Raw genomic sequence first — 17,337 nt, 5'->3', positions numbered from 1 at the left:
CTTTGACTACACTGCGACAGAGGCCGCATCCATCGGTGCGGCAACAAGGAGAAAACTCCATGAAGATGTTGCGTGTGCCGTTGTTGATGATCGGGCTGCTCCTGTGTTCCCAGGGTTTCGCCGCCACGGCGCAACAGAACAAGATGACCACTTGCAATGCCGATGCGACTGCCAAAAGTCTGAAGGGCGACGAGCGCAAGGCTTTCATGAGCACCTGCCTGAAAGCGGCGCCTGCGGCCAACGATGGCAAGGTGCTGACGCCGCAACAGCAGAAGATGACCACCTGCAATGCCGATGCGAAAACCAAAGCGCTGACCGGCGATGCGCGCAAGGCATTCATGAGCGATTGCCTGAAGAAGAAATAAGATCAAAAGATCGCAGCCTTCGGCAGCTCCTCCATCAGATTGTGATTCTGTAGGCGCTGCCGCAGGCTGCGATCTTTGCGGCGCGACGACGACCCAGGGTCTGCGCTCGCTTCGGCACCGGATCGCTGGCAGACTGCCCATCCTTTCACGCCGTTCGTTTTGAGGCTGTATGCCAACGTTTTCTCAGCGTCATGTTGTGTTCTGGGTCAGTTGCATCATCATTTTTGGCGGTTTGCTGCTGGTGCTGCCGCTACGCCTGTTGCCGAGCCTGCTGGCCGGGTTGCTGGTGTTCGAGCTGGTCAACATGCTTACCCCGCAACTGCAACGGCTGATCGAAGGACGGCGTGCGCGCTGGTTGGCGGTGGCGCTGCTCGGCACGCTGGTCGTGAGCGTGCTGGCGCTGATTTTCGCCGGAGCCATCAGTTTCCTGTTGCACGAAGCAGAAAACCCCGGCGCCTCCCTCGACAAATTCATGGGCGTAGTCGATCGCGCGCGAGGGCAGTTGCCGCCGTTCATCGACGCCTATCTGCCGGCCAGTGCCGCTGAATTTCGCGTGGCGATCGGTGAGTGGGCGAGCAAACACCTGGCCGACCTGCAACTGGTCGGCAAGGACGCTGCGCACATGTTCGTCACCCTGCTGATCGGCATGGTCCTGGGCGCGATCATCGCCCTGCAGCGCATCCCTGACGTGACCAAGCGCAAGCCGCTGGCCGCCGCTTTGTTCGACCGTTTGCATCTGCTGGTGCAGGCGTTTCGCAATATCGTTTTCGCGCAGATCAAGATTTCCCTGCTCAACACCGTGTTCACCGGAATCTTCCTCGCGGTGATCCTGCCGATGTTCGGCATCAAGCTGCCGCTGACCAAAACCCTGATCGTGCTGACCTTCCTGCTCGGCCTGCTGCCAGTGATCGGCAACCTGATGTCGAACACGCTGATCACCATCGTCGGCCTGTCGCTGTCGATCTGGGTGGCGATCGCCGCGCTGGGCTACCTGATCGTTATCCACAAGCTCGAATACTTTCTCAACGCGCGCATCGTTGGTGGGCAGATCAGTGCCAAGTCGTGGGAGTTGCTCTTGGCGATGCTGGTGTTCGAAGCCGCGTTCGGCCTGCCGGGGGTGGTGGCGGGGCCGATTTATTACGCTTATCTGAAGAGTGAGTTGAAGCTGGGCGGGATGGTCTAACCGATGGGTCTGTGTTGCCTGATCGGGCGCGTTCGCGAGCGAGCCCGCTCCCACACCGGATTGCATTTCAACTCAAGGAATGCGATCGAATGCAAGAGCGGGCTTGCTCGCGAAGGGCGCGCTGCTGATTTGGATCAGTTCATGGCGCCATAGCGCTTCATGGCTTCAATCGCCAGGCCGCTGCCGATGCTGCCAAATATATTCCCCTCGACATGCCGCGCGTTCGGCAGCATCGCCGAGACGCTGTTGCGCAGGGCCGGGATGCCGCTGGAACCACCCGTGAAAAACACCGTGTCGACCTGATCGACCGCCACCCCAGCATCAGTCAACAACTGTGTAACGCTGCCGCGCACGCGCTCCAGCAGTGCTTCGATCGCCGATTCGAACAACGCGCGGCTCAGCTCGACGCTCAGCCCGGCTTCGATGCGGTCCAGCGGCACGTGGCGGCTGTCGGCGTGGGTCAGCTGGATCTTGGTTTCTTCCACTTCCATCGCCAGCCAGTGCCCTGCGCGCTGTTCGATCAGCTTGAACAGCCGGTCGATGCCGCCGGTGTCTTCGATGTCATAGCGCATGCTGCCCAGCGCCAGGGTGGACTTCTGCGAGTACACCGAGTTGATCGTGTGCCAGGTTGCCAGGTTCATGTGGTGGCTGGTCGGCATGTAGGCGCCGCTCTTCATCCGGCTGCCGTAGCCGAACAGGGGCATCAGGCCTTGCAGGCTGAGCTGTTTGTCGAAGTCGGTCCCGCCGATGTGCACGCCGCCAGTGGCCAGAATATCGTCGTGACGGTTATCGACACCGCGCCGCTCGGGCGACAGACGCACCAGCGAGAAGTCGGAGGTACCACCGCCGATGTCGACGATCAGCACCAGCTCTTCTTTCTCGATGGTCGACTCGTAGTCGAAGGCCGCCGCGATCGGCTCATACTGGAACGACACGTCCTTGAAACCGATTTTGTGCGCCACTTCCACGAGTGTGTCTTCGGCCTCCTGGTCGGCGAGCGGATCGTCATCGACGAAAAACACCGGGCGACCCAGCACCACGTGCTCGAATTCCCGACCGGCGGCGGCTTCGGCGCGGCTCTTGAGCTGGCCGATGAACAGCCCGAGCAGGTCCTTGAACGGCATCGCCGTGCCGAGGACGCTGGTGTCGTGCTTGATCAGCTTGGAACCGAGCAAACTCTTGAGCGAGCGCATCAGTCGGCCTTCGTAGCCTTCCAGATACTCGTGCAGCGCCAGACGTCCGTAGACCGGGCGACGTTCCTCGATGTTGAAGAAGACCACCGACGGCAGGGTGATCTTGTCGTCTTCCAGCGCAATCATGGTGTCCATGCCGGGGCGCAGCCAGCCGACGGTGGAGTTGGACGTGCCGAAGTCGATGCCGCAGGCACGGGCTGGAGAGGCGTCTTTCATGTCTTTCGGTTCCGGTCAAAAAAACGGCCGCGCAGTGTATGTCAGTGCGCGGCAGATTCGAAGGCCGGTCATCTGCTATTTCGCGTCCCGGTTACCTTGAAACCTCGCGGTTCGCCCCAAACTTGCTGGCATGGGCCGGCAGATACATCGGCGTTCAACAGAACCGCCGTCCACTGCCGATAAACTTCTGCGGCGCCACCCGGTCACAACCTTGAGATCGGTCAACCCGGCACGCGCCAATCGGGCGCACGCTGGTCTCGGCGCGAAATCGATAACGGATGGTGATCCTTCAATGGACTTCAAAGACTATTACAAGATACTCGGCGTGGAGCCGACAGCCGACGACAAGACCATCAAGGCGGCCTATCGCAAGCTGGCGCGCAAATACCACCCCGATGTCAGCAAGGAAAAAGACGCCGAGGCCAAGTTCAAGGACGCCTCGGAAGCCTATGAAGCACTGAAAAGTGCCGACAAGCGCGCCGAATACGACGAACTGCGCCGTTACGGCCAGCACGGTCAGCCGTTCCAGGGCCCACCGGGCTGGCAAAGCCGTGGCGGTTTCGGCGGCGGTGCCGACACGGGCGACTTCTCGGACTTCTTCAGTTCGATCTTCGGCAATCGCGGCCCCGGTTTCGGTGGCGCCGAGAGCCGCCAATCACGCGGACGCCGAGGGCAAGACGTGGAAATGGAACTGCCGGTCTTCCTCGAAGAAACCCTGTCGAACGAATCGAAGAAAGTCACCTTCCAGGTGCCGCAATACAACGCGCACGGCCAGCACGTGAGCAACACCAGCAAGAGCCTGAACGTGAAAATTCCGGCCGGGGTGACCGATGGCGAGCGGATTCGCCTCAAGGGCCAGGGCGCACCGGGTATCGGCGGCGGAGCGAATGGCGATCTGTACCTGACCATTCGTTTTGCGCCGCACCCGAAATTCGATGTTGAAGGCGAAAACCTGATCATCACCTTGCCACTGGCACCCTGGGAACTGGCGCTGGGCGCTGAAGTGGCCGTGCCGACCCTGACCGGCAAGATCAACCTCAAGGTGCCGGCCGGCAGCCAGAACGGCCAGCGCATGCGCGCCAAGGGCCATGGCCTGCTGAACAAGGCCGGTGAGCGCGGTTATCTGTTCGTGCAGCTCAAGGCCGTGATGCCGAAAGCGTCCGACGATGAGGTCAAAGCGTTGTGGCAGGAACTGGCGAAAAAAGCCGCGTTCAACCCGCGAGAGAACTTCTGAACCCGACGAAGGAGTAGCCCGACATGAGCAGCCCCCTGATCGTTCAACTGGACCTGGCAGAATTCTGTGAGGCGGCCGATTTGCCGGACGTCTACGTGATCGAGATCGTCGAGCACGGCATCCTCGAACCTCAGGGCGGGCAGCCGCGCGATTGGCGCTTCACGGATTATGAACTCGCCCTGGCCAAACGCGCCGCCAAGCTGCGGCGCGAGCTGGAGCTGGAATGGGAAGGCGTCGCCCTGGCGCTGGATCTGCTCGAAGAAGTCCATGAGCTGCGCGCGGAAAACCGTATGTTGCGCCAGCGTCTGGGGCGGTTGCTGGTCGAGTAGCGTCGCCATTCACGGTTATTGTTTGCACATGTTTCTCTGGTTTGAACCGGCTGAGCGGTCTGCTAGTTTGCGCTGAGGATCGGCAATGGACGCCGATTGACGTAGCGCCACTCTCACCGTGGCGCTGCGCAGTTCTTACAAGGAAATGTACACATGCCAGTCAAACCCAAACCACCAACGCCAGGCACGCCCCGTGTCGATGGGCCTCAGCACTCACGTACGCCTGTTGATTCGATCCCTCCCGGACCGGAAACCCCGCGCTTCACGCCCGACCCCGTCAGCCGCAGGATTGCGGGCGATGCGCCTGATTCGGCCGGCAGCACGGTCGACTCTTCGCACACGGCTGCGACCCCAAGGGTGCAAGTGCATGCATCGACGTCCGCTTCCGCCCAAGCCGCCAGCGCCGACGTCCCCGCCCTGCAGCAGTACCTGATTCATCCGTCGGTCGTCTTGCCTGATGCCGATGCGCACGGCATTCGTACGTTCAAGGGCCGACACTATGCCGATGTTCAGGGTGGCGGCACGGTGTTGCTTGCCGTCGATGCGCAAACCGGGTTGCATCGGGCCCGGCTGGCAAGCGAAATGCAACCTTCGGGGCCAGTGCTGGCGCATGATCCGGTGAGCAATCATTGGTATCGGCTGGAGGATTTTGCGGTTTCCGCGCCTCATACGGTCATGCCACGCAAGAGTCGCCGCTCACCACGACGCAGTGACGATGAATACGAAATGGCCCTGGAGGAGCTGCCGCGCAATGACGATGGCGCGTCGGAGCAGTTCTATCTGGCCTCCGAATCGATGCCGATCAAACCGTACACTGCGCCAGAGCTGAGCCTCATGCGCAGCGAAACGCGTTATTCGTTTCTCGGTAACCAACTGGGCACTTACAACCGCGCCAACAACGGCAAATATCCGTTACGTGACGTTGCCGGCAGACCCATCCGCATTCGCAAGCTGGAAACCAGGGTGCGTCTGGCAGATGGTGAGCTTTTCACGTCTGAACAGATCAAGCCCTACATCAAGTTCGAAGGTCACGAAGATGTCGCGCTGCTCTATGAGCAGAAACTGCAATGGCGGGTATTCACCGAGGCCGATGTAAAAGTCCCGGGTGAAAAGGCGTTGATCGGCCAGTCGATGGTGGTAGCCAACCGGCGAATTGCCAAGGGCGAGGCAATCGGCGTTTACGGTGGTGTCATCACGCCTGCAAGGTTTGTTCGGCCTTATGAACAAACGTTCAGCATGCTCGCCGGGATGCGCCTGCAATATGGTCCGGGCCAGATGCTGCCCGACCCGCTGGCTATACTGGGCGACAACATCATTTCCAGGATCAACTCCAATTTCGAATATAACGAAGCGGGCAAGCCGATTCGTCAGGCGCCGGATGGCTACAACGTTGTGGCGGTGCCTTTCGATATCGAGGCGCAGCAATGGGTGGGCGATAAACAGGTGACCCGCGACTTTATCCTCAATACGGTGTTCGCGTCGCAGGATATCCCGGCAGGCACCGAGCTGCGGCTGGATTACAACTACAACGAGCAGCAGATGTCGTGGGCGTTTCCTGATTGATCAGGCAGCGCTGCCGGAGACGGGCCTGAGCGTCTGTAGCCGGCAGCGCACCAGCCGTCAGAAGAGAAAGTAGCGCTGCGCCATCGGCAGGGTTTCCGCCGGCTCGCACCACAGCAATACACCGTCGGCCTTGACCTGATAGGTCTGCGGGTCGACGTCGATGTTCGGCAGATAATCGTTGTGGATCAGGTCGGTTTTCTGCACGTCACGGCAGCCTTTGACCACGGCGATCTTCTTCTTCAATCCCAGCGCTTCCGCCAACCCGGCCTCCTGCGCCGCCTGACTGATAAAGGTCAGGCTGGTGGCAGGCAGCGAGCCGCCGTAACTGGCGAACATCGGACGGTAATGCACTGGCTGCGGGGTGGGAATCGAGGCGTTGGCGTCACCCATCAGGCTCGCGGCAATCGCCCCACCCTTGAGAATCAGCGTCGGCTTCACGCCAAAAAACGCCGGACGCCACAGCACCAGATCGGCCCATTTGCCGACTTCGACCGAGCCGACTTCATGGCTGATGCCATGGGTGATCGCGGGGTTGATGGTGTACTTGGCGATGTAGCGTTTGGCGCGGAAGTTGTCGTTGCCTGCGCCGTCCTGTGGCAGCGGGCCGCGCTGCTTTTTCATTTTGTCGGCGGTCTGCCAGGTGCGCGTGATGACTTCGCCGACGCGCCCCATGGCCTGGCTGTCGGAGCTGATCATCGAGAACGCACCGAGGTCATGAAGAATGTCTTCGGCGGCAATCGTTTCCCGGCGAATGCGGCTTTCGGCGAAGGCGACATCTTCAGCAATGCTTGGGTCGAGATGGTGGCAGACCATCAGCATGTCGAGGTGTTCGTCGATGGTGTTGCGGGTGAACGGCCGGGTCGGGTTGGTCGAACTCGGCAGAACATTCGGAAAGCCGCAGGCCTTGATGATATCGGGCGCGTGGCCGCCGCCGGCACCTTCAGTGTGATAGGTGTGAATGGTGCGGCCCTTGAACGCGCCGAGCGTGGTTTCGACGAATCCGGATTCGTTGAGGGTGTCGGTGTGGATCGCCACCTGCACGTCGAACTGGTCGGCAACGTTCAGGCAGTTGTCGATGCTGGCCGGGGTGGTGCCCCAATCTTCGTGCAACTTCAGACCGATGGCGCCGGCCTTGACCTGTTCGATCAACGGTTCCGGCAGGCTGGCGTTGCCTTTGCCGGTGAGGCCGATGTTCATCGGGAAGGCGTCGGCGGCCTGCAGCATGCGCGCCAGGTGCCACGGGCCTGAAGTGCAAGTGGTGGCGTTGGTGCCGGTGGCCGGTCCCGTGCCGCCGCCGATCATGGTGGTGATGCCGCTCATCAACGCTTCTTCGATCTGCTGCGGGCAGATGAAGTGGATATGCGTGTCGATGCCGCCAGCGGTGAGAATCATGCCTTCGCCGGCAATCACTTCGGTGCCGGCGCCGATGGCGATGGTCACGTTCGGCTGCACGTCGGGATTACCGGCCTTGCCGATCGCGGCGATGCGCCCGTCCTTGAGGCCGACGTCGGCTTTGACGATGCCCCAGTGGTCGATGATCAGCGCGTTGGTGATCAGCGTGTCGACCACTTCAGCGGCGAGCAACTGGCTCTGGCCCTGGCCGTCACGGATGACTTTGCCACCGCCGAATTTCACTTCCTCGCCGTAGGTGGTGAAGTCCTTTTCGACCTCGATCCACAGCTCGGTGTCGGCCAGGCGCACCTTGTCGCCGACGGTGGGGCCGAACATGTCGGCGTAGGCTTGACGGGAAATCTTCATTCATTCGCCTTGAGATTCAATTGGTTTTGAAATCGCTCGCATTACTCGCTATCGCAGCCTCGCTGCGCTCGTCAGCTCCTACAGTCAGTGATCGGTTCGAGACCGGGTGACATTTGCAGGAGCTGCCGAAGGCTGCGATTTTTTGGGGCGCCCCGGATCAGTCGAGATCACCCATGATGCGTCCGGCAAAGCCGAACACCCGGCGATGCCCGGCGTAATCGACCAGCTCGACTTCGCGGCTCTGGCCCGGCTCGAAGCGCACAGCGGTGCCGGCGGGAATGTTCAGACGCATGCCGCGACTGGCCGCGCGATCAAAAGTCAGCGCGTCGTTGGTTTCGAAAAAATGGAAGTGCGAACCGACCTGGATCGGCCGGTCGCCGCTGTTGGCGACCTTCAGGTTCACGGTGCGACGGCCGACGTTGAGTTCGATGTCGCCGGGCTGGATCCGGTATTGGCCAGGAATCATCGCTGGGCTCCTTGCAGGACTTTGTAATAGAGAGCGGTCGGGCGGTAGATGCCGTTCGGGTCGCAGGCGTAATCGGGAATTTCGCCGGCGCGCACGTAGCCCAGCGCCTTGTAGAAATCTTCCGCCGGCGAGCCGGCCTCGGTGTCGAGATAGAGCATGCCGCGCTTGTGTTTCGGTGCCTCCAGCTCCAGCGCCTGCATCAGTTGCTGGCCGAGGCCACGGCGCCGGGCGTGTTCGCGCACCAGCAGTTTCTGCACTTCGGCGCGGTTCAGACCGTTGGCTTTTTGGCACAGGCCCAATTGCACACTGGCCAGCACTTGCTCGTCCTTGACCACCACCCAGAGCAGCGTGCTGCCCTGGTTGACGTTGTTCTGTACCTCGTCGAAATAAATGCGTGCCTGCGCCGCATCGAGGTCAGCCATGAAGCCGACGCTGGCGCCGTAGCCGACGGCGTCGAGCAGCAGATCAATCAGGCCCTGACGATAGTGGGCAAAACTCTCAGCGTTGACACGGCGCAATTGGGCGGCGTTCATCGACATCATTCCTTGTGGGCGTCCGGCGGCTGCGCGCCAGGATTGAGGGTCAACTGCATGAAGGTCAGATCGAGCCAACGGCCGAACTTGGTGCCCACTTGCGGCATCTGCCCGGTGATGCTGAAACCGGCGCGCTGGTGCAGACGAATCGAGGCGGCGTTGCCGCTTTCGATGGCGGCGACCATGACGTGCTTGCCGCAGGTGCGGGCGCGGTCGATCAACGCGCTCATCAGTTGCGGGCCGAGCCCGTTGCCGCGCTGATCGCTGCGCACGTACACCGAGTGTTCGACGGTGTGACGGAAGCCGTCGAACGGCCGCCAGTCGCCAAACGAGGCGTAACCCAGCACCGCGTTCTGGCTGTCGACGATCACCAGAATCGGATAGGCCTGCAACTGCCGCGCGTCGAACCACGCTTCGCGGTTGCCGAGGTCGACGGCTTGCTCGTTCCAGATCGCCGTGGTGTTGAGCACGGCATCGTTGTAAATGTCGCGGATCGCCGGCAGATCGGCCGGGGTTGCATCGCGAATCGCGTAAGTCATGGCGCGGCCTCAGACGATCGGCTGGTGAACGGTGACCAGTTTGGTGCCGTCGGGGAACGTCGCCTCGACCTGAATTTCCGGGATCATCTCCGCGATGCCTTCCATCACTTGTTCGCGGCTGAGCAGGGTGGTGCCGTAGTGCATCAGCTCGGCGACGGTCTGGCCGTCACGCGCGCCTTCGAGCAGCGCGGCGGAAATGTAGGCCATGGCTTCCGGGTAGTTGAGTTTCACGCCACGGGCCAGCCGCCGCTCGGCGACGAGGCCGGCGGTGAAGATCAGCAGCTTGTCTTTTTCGCGGGGGGTCAGGTCCATTGTGGGAATCCAGTATCGGCAGTTAAAAATGATGTCGTACACCCTGTAGGAGCTGTCGCAGGCTGCGATCTTTTGATCTTGATCTTTAAAAACAAAATCAAAAGATCGCAGCCTGCGGCAGCTCCTACAGGGGATAGCATTTCAGGTGTTCCAGATTCGGGGTGGCTGGGCTTCGCGGTCCAGCAGCACCGGGCGCAGCAATCGCCATAAATCAATCAGCCAGGCACGGGCGAGCAACGCCTCACTGGCCAGACACCGAGCCACCAGCAACCCCGGCAACTGCGTCAGATCCCCACGTACTGCGTGGCCCAGCGAGCGGCATTGCTCCAGCAGCGCGGCATCAATTTCACCGGTGACCAACAGCGTCGCAAACACCGGATTGCCATCCAGTCCGATGGGCGAGTCGAGCAAACCATCGTTGCCGACGATGCGCTGGCGCTCATGCCAGAGCAAGCGGCCGTCGCGGCGGATATCCAGGTGCGCCTGAAAATGCCCAAGGTCGAAACGCTCGCCACTGGCGGGCCTTCCCAGCGCCACGACATCCCAGTAGAGCAGCCGCGCATCGCCTTCAAGGTCAATGGTTGTGCTCAGTTCAGCCTGCGCGGCGCTGTAGACGATGGTTTCCTGCGGCAGCCATTCCAGCGTCGCCCCGGCGGCTACCTGCAGATCGAGTTGCTGATAAGCCGGGCCGCCGGCGCGATACCACTTGGCGGCGCCGGGGCTGGTGATCTGCGCCCAGGCGTTGGCTTCGACGCGGGCGCTGATGTCTAGGCGATCACCGCCGGCAATCCCGCCCGGCGGATGGACGATGATGTGCTGGCAGACTTCCGGGCCTTCGGCGTACAGGTGCTTTTGCACGCGCAATGGGCCGAGGTGCCGGCGCAGGGTCGGCCGTGTGCAATCACCGAAGCGCGCGTAGGCCAGCTCCAGCTCGGCGTGCCAGCTCGGGGTAAACAGGGCAGGTGAGGCAAGTGAATTCATGGTGTGTGATTATCGTTAGGAAGCTACAGATTAGACCGGCGCGTTAGATCGTGACCAGCCCGCGTACACCCTCGGCCTCCATATTTTCACCGCGACCCTGCTGGACGATCTCGCCCCGCGACATCACCAGGTATTGATCGGCCAGTTCGGCGGCGAAATCGTAGAACTGCTCGACCAGCAGAATCGCCATGTCACCGCGCGCCGCGAGCTGCTTGATCACCGCGCCGATTTCCTTGATCACCGACGGTTGAATGCCTTCGGTCGGCTCATCAAGAATCAGCAGGCGCGGGCGGCTGGCCAATGCGCGGCCGATCGCCAGTTGCTGTTGCTGACCACCGGACAGATCGCCGCCACGGCGCTGCTTCATTTGTAGCAGCACCGGGAACAGTTCGTAGATGAAACCTGGAACTTCTTTGGCTTCTGAGCCTGGAAAGCGTGACAGGCCCATCAGCAGATTTTCTTCTACCGTCAGGCGCCCGAAGATCTCACGGCCCTGCGGCACGTAGGCGATACCGGCATGCACACGCTGATGCGGTTTGAACGTGGTGATCGGTTTGCCTTCCCAGTTCACCGCACCTTCCTTGGCCGGCAGCAGGCCCATCAGGCATTTGAGCAGGGTGGTCTTGCCCACGCCGTTACGGCCGAGCAGGCAGGTCACTTCGCCGACCTTCACGTCAAAGCTCAGGCCGCGCAGGATGTGGCTACCGCCGTAGTACTGATGCAGTTTGTCGACTCGCAGCATGTTCAACTCTCCCCAAATCTCCCTGTGGGAGCGGGCTTGCTCGCGAATGCGTTGGATCAGTCGCCATCAACGTTGAATGACACTGCGCATTCGCGAGCAAGCCCGCTCCCACATTCGAAATGTGTTTGCAATTCAGCGGCCGAGGTAGACCTCGATCACCCGCTCGTTTTCCTGCACCTGTTCCAGCGAGCCCTCGGCCAAAACGCTGCCCTGATGCAACACGGTGACATGGTCGGCAATCGAGCCGACGAAGCCCATGTCGTGCTCGACTACCATCAGCGAATGCTTGCCCGCCAGCGACTTGAACAGCTCGGCCGTGAATTCGGTTTCGGCGTCGGTCATGCCCGCCACCGGTTCGTCGAGCAAGAGCAGTTGCGGGTCCTGCATCAGCAACATGCCGATCTCCAGGAACTGCTTCTGGCCGTGGGACAACAGGCCTGCCTGGCGATTGACCGAGGGGGTCAGGCGAATCGTCTCCAGCACTGCGCTGATGCGATCCTTCTGCTCGCCGCTCAAGCGCGCACGCAAGCTGGCCCACACCGACTTGTCGGTTTTCTGCGCCAGCTCCAGGTTCTCGAACACACTCAAGGCTTCGAACACCGTCGGTTTCTGAAACTTGCGACCGATCCCGGCCTGGGCGATCTGCACTTCGCTCATCTGCGTCAAATCCAGCGTTTCACCGAACCACGCCTTGCCGTGGCTCGGCCGGGTCTTGCCGGTAATCACGTCCATCAACGTGGTTTTGCCCGCGCCGTTGGGGCCGATGATGCAGCGCAGTTCGCCGACGCCGATGTACAGGTTGAGATTGTTCAGCGCACGGAAGCCGTCGAAGCTGACGCTGATGTCTTCCAGGGTCAGGATCGTGCCGTGACGCGTATCGAGCCCCGGGCCGACGCGCTGGCCGAGGCCGATCGAGTCGCGGCTGGTGCCTTCGTCCTTGTTCGGTTCCACGGGGAAAAACGCAGGTTCCAGCATGAATTCAGCACTCGCTGTGACTCTCATTGTTCACCTCGTTTTTTCAGCACACCGATCACGCCTTTGGGCAAGTACAGCGTCACGACGATGAACAGCGCGCCGAGGAAGAACAGCCAGTATTCGGGGAAGGCCACGGTGAACCAGCTCTTCATGCCGTTGACCACGCCGGCGCCGAGCAGCGGCCCGATCAGCGTGCCACGCCCGCCGAGGGCCACCCATACTGCCGCTTCGATGGAGTTGGTCGGCGACATCTCGCTGGGGTTGATGATGCCCACCTGCGGCACATAGAGCGCACCGGCCAGACCGCACAACACCGCGCTCAACACCCAGACGAACAGCTTGAAACCGCGCGGGTCGTAGCCGCAGAACATCAAACGGTTTTCCGCATCGCGCAGCGCTGTCAGCACACGGCCGAACTTGCTTTGCGCCAGACGCCAGCCGATGAACAGACTCGCCACCAGCAGCAACACGGTGGCCAGAAACAGCACCGCACGAGTGCCCGGTTCGGTGATGCCGAAGCCGAGAATCGTGCGGAAATTGGTGAAGCCATTGTTGCCGCCAAACCCGGTCTCGTTGCGGAAGAACAACAGCATGCCGGCGAAGGTCAGGGCCTGGGTCATGATCGAGAAATACACACCCTTGATCCGCGAGCGGAAGGCGAAGAAACCGAACACCAGCGCCAGCAGACCCGGTGCCAGCACCACCAGACACATGGCCCAGAGGAAGCTGCTGGTGCCGGTCCAGTACCACGGCAATTCGCTCCACGACAGGAAGGTCATGAATGCCGGCAAGCCATCGCCCGCAGCCTGACGCATCAGGTACATGCCCATCGCATAACCGCCGATGGCAAAGAACAGACCGTGGCCCAGCGACAGCAACCCGGCGTAACCCCAGACCAGATCCAGCGCCAGGGCGACGATGGCGTAGCAGAGGATTTTGCCGACCAGCGTCAGGGTGTACGCCGAGACCGACAGTGCATTTTCCGCCGGCAACAACGACAGCAGTGGCAGGGCGACCAGCAGGGCGAGAACCACCGCGCCGACCGCGAGCGTGGCTTTTGGCCCGGCCTTTTGTGTGGCCGTGACTAACAGAGGCTGGTTCATCAGTCGATCACCCGTCCTTTCAGTGCGAAGAGGCCTTGCGGACGTTTCTGAATGAACAGAATGATCAGCGCGAGGATGAGGATCTTGCCGAGCACCGCACCGATCTGCGGTTCGAGAATCTTGTTGGCGATGCCTAAGCCAAACGCCGCGAGCACGCTACCGGCGAGCTGCCCGACGCCGCCGAGCACCACCACCAGAAACGAGTCGATGATGTAGCTCTGGCCGAGGTCGGGACCGACGTTGCCGATCTGGCTCAGCGCCACACCACCGAGGCCGGCAATGCCGGAGCCGAGACCGAAGGCGAGCATGTCGACGCGCCCGGTCGGCACGCCGCAGCAAGCGGCCATGTTGCGGTTCTGGGTGACGGCGCGCACGTTCAGGCCCAGGCGTGTCTTGTTCAGCAGCAGCCAGGTCAGCACCACCACGAACAGTGCGAACGCGATGATCACGATGCGGTTGTACGGCAGCACCAGGTTCGGCAGCACTTGAATGCCGCCCGACAGCCAGGCCGGGTTGGCCACTTCAACGTTCTGCGCACCGAACACCAGACGCACCAGTTGGATGAGCATCAGGCTGATGCCCCAGGTCGCGAGCAGGGTTTCCAGCGGGCGGCCGTAGAGGTGACGAATCACCGTGCGCTCCAGGGCCATGCCGATCGCCGCCGTGACGAAAAACGCCACCGGCAGCGCAATCAGCGGATAGAATTCGATCGCTTGCGGTGCGTAACGCTGGAACATCAACTGCACCACGTAGGTCGAGTAGGCACCGAGCATCAGCATCTCGCCGTGCGCCATGTTGATCACCCCGAGCAAGCCGAAGGTGATCGCCAGACCGAGCGCCGCGAGCAGCAGAATCGAGCCGAGGGACATGCCGCTGAAGGCCTGGCCGAGGACTTCGCCGATCAGCAGTTTGCGTTTGACCTGAGCGAGGCTGGTTTCAGCGGCGGTGCGCACGCCGGCATCGCTTTCTACTCCCGGTTCGAGCAGGCCTTCCAGACGTGTGCGCGCCAGCGGATCGCCGGTTTCGCCGAGCAGGCGCACGGCGGCAAGACGCACGGCCGGATCGGCGTCGACCAGTTGCAGATTGGCCAGCGCCAGGCTCAGGGCGGCGTGGACGGTTTCATCTTTCTCGCCAGCGAGTTGCTGGTCGAGGAATTTCAGCTGCGCGGGTTTCGCGCTTTTCTGCAATTGCTGCGCGGCGCTCAGACGGATTTTGGCGTCAGCGGCGAGCAATTGATGGCTGGCCATCGCGGTGTCGATCAGACCCCGCAGGCGATTGTTCAGGCGCAGGGTCTTGGCCTGGCCGTCGATGCTCAGCGCGCCTTGTTGCAGGGCGTTGAGCAGTTCGATACGCGCCGGATCCGGCTGCGCGGCCCAGGCTTCCAGCAGTTTGGCCTGTTGCATCGCATTGGCCGCGACGAAGTCTTCGGCGTCGCCGGCGTGGGCCAGGATTGGCAGCAACAGTGCGATGGCGCAGATAAATCGGTAAAGGGCAGTGGGCATGGTCAGTCGCCTTGACGCGGACATTGTGGGAGCGAGCTTGCTCGCGAAAGCAATGTGTCAGTCGACTGACATGTCGAATGTGAGTCCGCTTTCGCGAGCAAGCCCGCTCCCACAGGGGGATAGTGTCGGCCTCACGCCAGGCGCAAGACTGACATCCGGTTACTCAGTTGCTCTTCACCGCATAATCGGGCTTCTTGTCGTTGCCCTGAATGAACGGGCTCCACGGTTGTGCGCGGATCGGGCCTTCGGTTTGCCACACGACGTTGAACTGCCCGTCGCTCTGGATTTCGCCAATCATCACTGGCTTGTGCAGGTGATGGTTGGTCTTGTCCATGGTCAAGGTATAGCCCGATGGCGCGGCGAAGGTCTGCCCGGCCAGCGCTTCGCGGACCTTGTCGACGTCAGTGGATTTGGCTTTCTCGGCCGCCTGCGCCCAGATGTGAATGCCGACGTAGGTCGCTTCCATCGGGTCGTTGGTCACCGCTTTATCGGCGCCCGGCAGGTTGTGTTTCTTCGCGTAGGCTTTCCAGTCAGCGACAAATTTCTTGTTCGCAGGGTTTTCAACCGACTCGAAATAGTTCCACGCCGCAAGGTTGCCCACCAGCGGCTTGGTGTCGATGCCGCGCAGCTCTTCTTCACCGACCGAGAACGCTACAACCGGCACGTCGGTGGCCTTCAGACCCTGGTTGGCCAGCTCTTTATAGAACGGCACGTTGGAGTCGCCGTTGACGGTCGAAATGACCGCAGTCTTGCCGCCGGCGGAGAATTTTTTGATGTTGGCGACGATGGTTTGATAGTCGCTGTGACCGAACGGCGTGTAGACCTCTTCGATGTCCTTGTCGGCCACACCTTTGGAATGCAGGAACGCGCGCAGGATCTTGTTGGTGGTGCGCGGGTAGACGTAGTCGGTACCGAGCAGGAAGTAGCGCTTGGCGCTGCCGCCTTCTTCGCTCATCAGATATTCCACCGCCGGAATCGCCTGCTGGTTCGGCGCTGCGCCGGTGTAGAAGACGTTCGGCGACATCTCTTCGCCTTCGTATTGCACCGGGTAGAACAGCAGGCCATTGAGTTCTTCGAACACCGGCAGCACCGATTTACGCGACACCGACGTCCAGCAGCCGAACACCACGGCGACCTTGTCCTGAGTCAGCAACTGCCGACCCTTCTCGGCGAACAGCGGCCAGTTCGACGCCGGGTCGACCACCACCGGCTCGAGCATCTTGCCGTTCACACCGCCCTTGGCGTTGATCTCGTCGATGGTCATCAGGGCCATGTCCTTGAGCGACGTTTCGGAGATCGCCATGGTCCCGGACAATGAATGCAGAATCCCGACCTTGATGGTCTCGGCCGCCTGGACAGTCCAGGTCATGCCCATCGCGGCGATGGATGCCGTGAGTGTGAAAGCCTTGATCAAACTGCGACGCTTCATTGTGCGATCTCCATGAACATTCGATTTTTTTTGATTGGCAGATGCGGACGACTGAAGGTGTTTTGCAAGGGCTGTGCCCGGTCGCGATCAGGCAGGAAAATGTCGTGTCAGAGCGGTCGCCGGCTGAACGCGTGCACCACGAGGGGACGGGTTGCGGGCGATGGTGCGCCGAGGTGCGCCAGATTGGGGCGTGGTGGGCGTCCGGATGCGGACACGGAAACGATATTCATGTACCGCCATTCGCAGGTATTGCGGGCACAGACTCATTCGATCGTTATCCCGATTTTCCAACAGGATATTTTATGAGTGATGTGTCAGGCCGGTCTGGCCGTGCGGCGAGTCCCGCTAAAAAACGACTTCCAACCCTCAGTACCGCTTTTCTCACCTAAGAGGACGCCGCTTATTGGGTTCACAGCCGGATCCCGCTCGGCTCGGACAGGGAGCATGGCAGTGTGATTCTGCTACGCCCGGACGGAAAGTTCGCCGCGACCGCGCCCGTGCCGGGCGGCGTCAGCAGTTTCGACCTGAGCACCCTTGTCGAGCTCGACGCGTCGGGATCGCTGTTGCCGCCCAAGGGCTACACGTTCGCTGCGAACATTCATAACCATCCGCCTCGTCACGATGTCTTTCGCAAACTCTATCCGGACCTGTCGCGACCCATTCACGCCCGACCGGTCTGGCGGCATGGGATGCCAAACAGTTGTTTCCACTGGATGCCAAAAAACAATCGCATCCCTCCGTGGTCGAGCGCGGGAATTCAGAGTCTTGATCGCAGGTTACTACTGGCGCCAGTCGGGACGAATGGGCAGCGCATGGCGAACCCGCCGCCAGCAATCTCCGAGCCCGGCTACGGTCAAGTGGCGTGACGATTTGTAATCCAGCAAAACAACTGGCGCGGGCGATTGAAGCCGCCC

18 protein-coding genes are annotated in these 17,337 nt (G+C 61.4%); 6 read left to right on the top strand and 12 right to left on the bottom strand.

The genetic code is table 11. The features are described from left to right. Window positions 1-59 precede the first annotated feature (59 nt). Together ACP7D9_RS24605 and ACP7D9_RS24600 are read left to right on the top strand one after the other, a co-directional pair. Complete coding sequence (locus ACP7D9_RS24605) at window positions 60-365, top strand: PsiF family protein (protein ID WP_039756973.1); 306 nt, start codon at window positions 60-62, stop codon at window positions 363-365. 169 nt (window positions 366-534) lie between these two features. Further along, window positions 535-1,548 carry an AI-2E family transporter gene (locus ACP7D9_RS24600; protein WP_101158351.1) on the top strand — a complete coding sequence of 338 codons (1,014 nt, stop codon included), beginning with the start codon at window positions 535-537 and terminating at the stop codon, window positions 1,546-1,548. A 134-nt stretch (window positions 1,549-1,682) separates the two neighbouring features. Here ACP7D9_RS24600 and ACP7D9_RS24595 read toward each other — a convergent pair whose 3' ends face one another. Continuing rightward, entirely contained in the window at window positions 1,683-2,957 is a 1,275-nt protein-coding gene (locus ACP7D9_RS24595; protein ID WP_426159873.1) for an Hsp70 family protein, read from the bottom strand. A 292-nt stretch (window positions 2,958-3,249) separates the two neighbouring features. On the opposite strand from ACP7D9_RS24595, the gene ACP7D9_RS24590 reads away from it, so the two are divergent. From ACP7D9_RS24590 to ACP7D9_RS24580, 3 genes are all read left to right on the top strand, one after another. After that, window positions 3,250-4,191, top strand: a complete 942-nt coding sequence (locus ACP7D9_RS24590; RefSeq protein ID WP_426159872.1) for a DnaJ C-terminal domain-containing protein — start codon at window positions 3,250-3,252, stop codon at window positions 4,189-4,191. Between the two features lie 23 nt (window positions 4,192-4,214). Further along, a complete protein-coding gene (locus tag ACP7D9_RS24585; protein WP_101158348.1) occupies window positions 4,215-4,520 on the top strand; it encodes a chaperone modulator CbpM in 306 nt (101 codons plus the stop codon). 153 nt (window positions 4,521-4,673) lie between these two features. Then, complete coding sequence (locus tag ACP7D9_RS24580) at window positions 4,674-6,083, top strand: hypothetical protein (protein ID WP_426159871.1); 1,410 nt, start codon at window positions 4,674-4,676, stop codon at window positions 6,081-6,083. Between the two features lie 57 nt (window positions 6,084-6,140). On the opposite strand, the gene ureC is transcribed toward ACP7D9_RS24580, so the two are convergent. The 11 genes from ureC to urtA all read right to left on the bottom strand — a co-directional run bounded on the left by ureC (window position 6,141) and on the right by urtA (window position 16,423). Further along, window positions 6,141-7,841, bottom strand: coding sequence for an urease subunit alpha (ureC, locus tag ACP7D9_RS24575; RefSeq protein WP_426159870.1), 1,701 nt, complete (start codon window positions 7,839-7,841; stop codon window positions 6,141-6,143). Window positions 7,842-7,998: 157 nt separating this feature from the next. Further along, window positions 7,999-8,307, bottom strand: a complete 309-nt coding sequence (locus tag ACP7D9_RS24570) for an urease subunit beta (protein ID WP_312997462.1) — start codon at window positions 8,305-8,307, stop codon at window positions 7,999-8,001. Next, window positions 8,304-8,840 (bottom strand): GNAT family N-acetyltransferase, encoded by a 537-nt coding sequence (locus ACP7D9_RS24565; protein WP_426159869.1) that lies wholly within the window; start codon window positions 8,838-8,840, stop codon window positions 8,304-8,306. Before ACP7D9_RS24565 ends, ACP7D9_RS24570 begins: the two co-directional genes overlap by 4 nt. 5 nt (window positions 8,841-8,845) lie before the next feature. Further along, window positions 8,846-9,379: a GNAT family N-acetyltransferase gene (locus ACP7D9_RS24560; protein ID WP_426159868.1), complete on the bottom strand. Its 534-nt coding sequence runs from the start codon at window positions 9,377-9,379 to the stop codon at window positions 8,846-8,848. Between the two features lie 9 nt (window positions 9,380-9,388). Continuing rightward, complete coding sequence (ureA, locus tag ACP7D9_RS24555; protein WP_042608931.1) at window positions 9,389-9,691, bottom strand: urease subunit gamma; 303 nt, start codon at window positions 9,689-9,691, stop codon at window positions 9,389-9,391. A gap of 141 nt (window positions 9,692-9,832) precedes the next feature. Next, complete coding sequence (locus ACP7D9_RS24550) at window positions 9,833-10,672, bottom strand: urease accessory protein UreD (RefSeq protein WP_426159867.1); 840 nt, start codon at window positions 10,670-10,672, stop codon at window positions 9,833-9,835. A gap of 43 nt (window positions 10,673-10,715) precedes the next feature. Continuing rightward, window positions 10,716-11,414, bottom strand: coding sequence for an urea ABC transporter ATP-binding subunit UrtE (gene urtE / locus ACP7D9_RS24545; protein ID WP_426159866.1), 699 nt, complete (start codon window positions 11,412-11,414; stop codon window positions 10,716-10,718). Window positions 11,415-11,546: 132 nt separating this feature from the next. After that, a complete protein-coding gene (urtD, locus tag ACP7D9_RS24540) occupies window positions 11,547-12,416 on the bottom strand; it encodes an urea ABC transporter ATP-binding protein UrtD (protein ID WP_426159865.1) in 870 nt (289 codons plus the stop codon). Continuing rightward, complete coding sequence (gene urtC / locus ACP7D9_RS24535; RefSeq protein ID WP_426159864.1) at window positions 12,413-13,492, bottom strand: urea ABC transporter permease subunit UrtC; 1,080 nt, start codon at window positions 13,490-13,492, stop codon at window positions 12,413-12,415. The genes urtD and urtC overlap by 4 nt, the downstream gene beginning before the upstream one ends. Then, a complete protein-coding gene (gene urtB / locus ACP7D9_RS24530) occupies window positions 13,492-14,994 on the bottom strand; it encodes an urea ABC transporter permease subunit UrtB (RefSeq protein ID WP_426159863.1) in 1,503 nt (500 codons plus the stop codon). The genes urtC and urtB overlap by 1 nt, the downstream gene beginning before the upstream one ends. Window positions 14,995-15,157: 163 nt before the next feature. Further along, the gene (gene urtA / locus ACP7D9_RS24525; RefSeq protein WP_426159862.1) at window positions 15,158-16,423 is read right to left on the bottom strand and encodes an urea ABC transporter substrate-binding protein; all 1,266 of its coding nucleotides are present in this window, start codon (window positions 16,421-16,423) and stop codon (window positions 15,158-15,160) included. A gap of 452 nt (window positions 16,424-16,875) precedes the next feature. Here urtA and ACP7D9_RS24520 point away from each other — a divergent pair, with 452 nt between their 5' ends. Then, window positions 16,876-17,289: a hypothetical protein gene (locus ACP7D9_RS24520; protein WP_426159861.1), complete on the top strand. Its 414-nt coding sequence runs from the start codon at window positions 16,876-16,878 to the stop codon at window positions 17,287-17,289. Window positions 17,290-17,337 lie beyond the last annotated feature (48 nt).

Source organism: Pseudomonas sp. TSRC2-2, assembly GCF_049897785.1.
GTDB lineage: Bacteria > Pseudomonadota > Gammaproteobacteria > Pseudomonadales > Pseudomonadaceae > Aquipseudomonas.
Note: the sequence above shows the minus strand (reverse complement) of the source record. Positions and strands in the feature narration are given on the sequence as shown.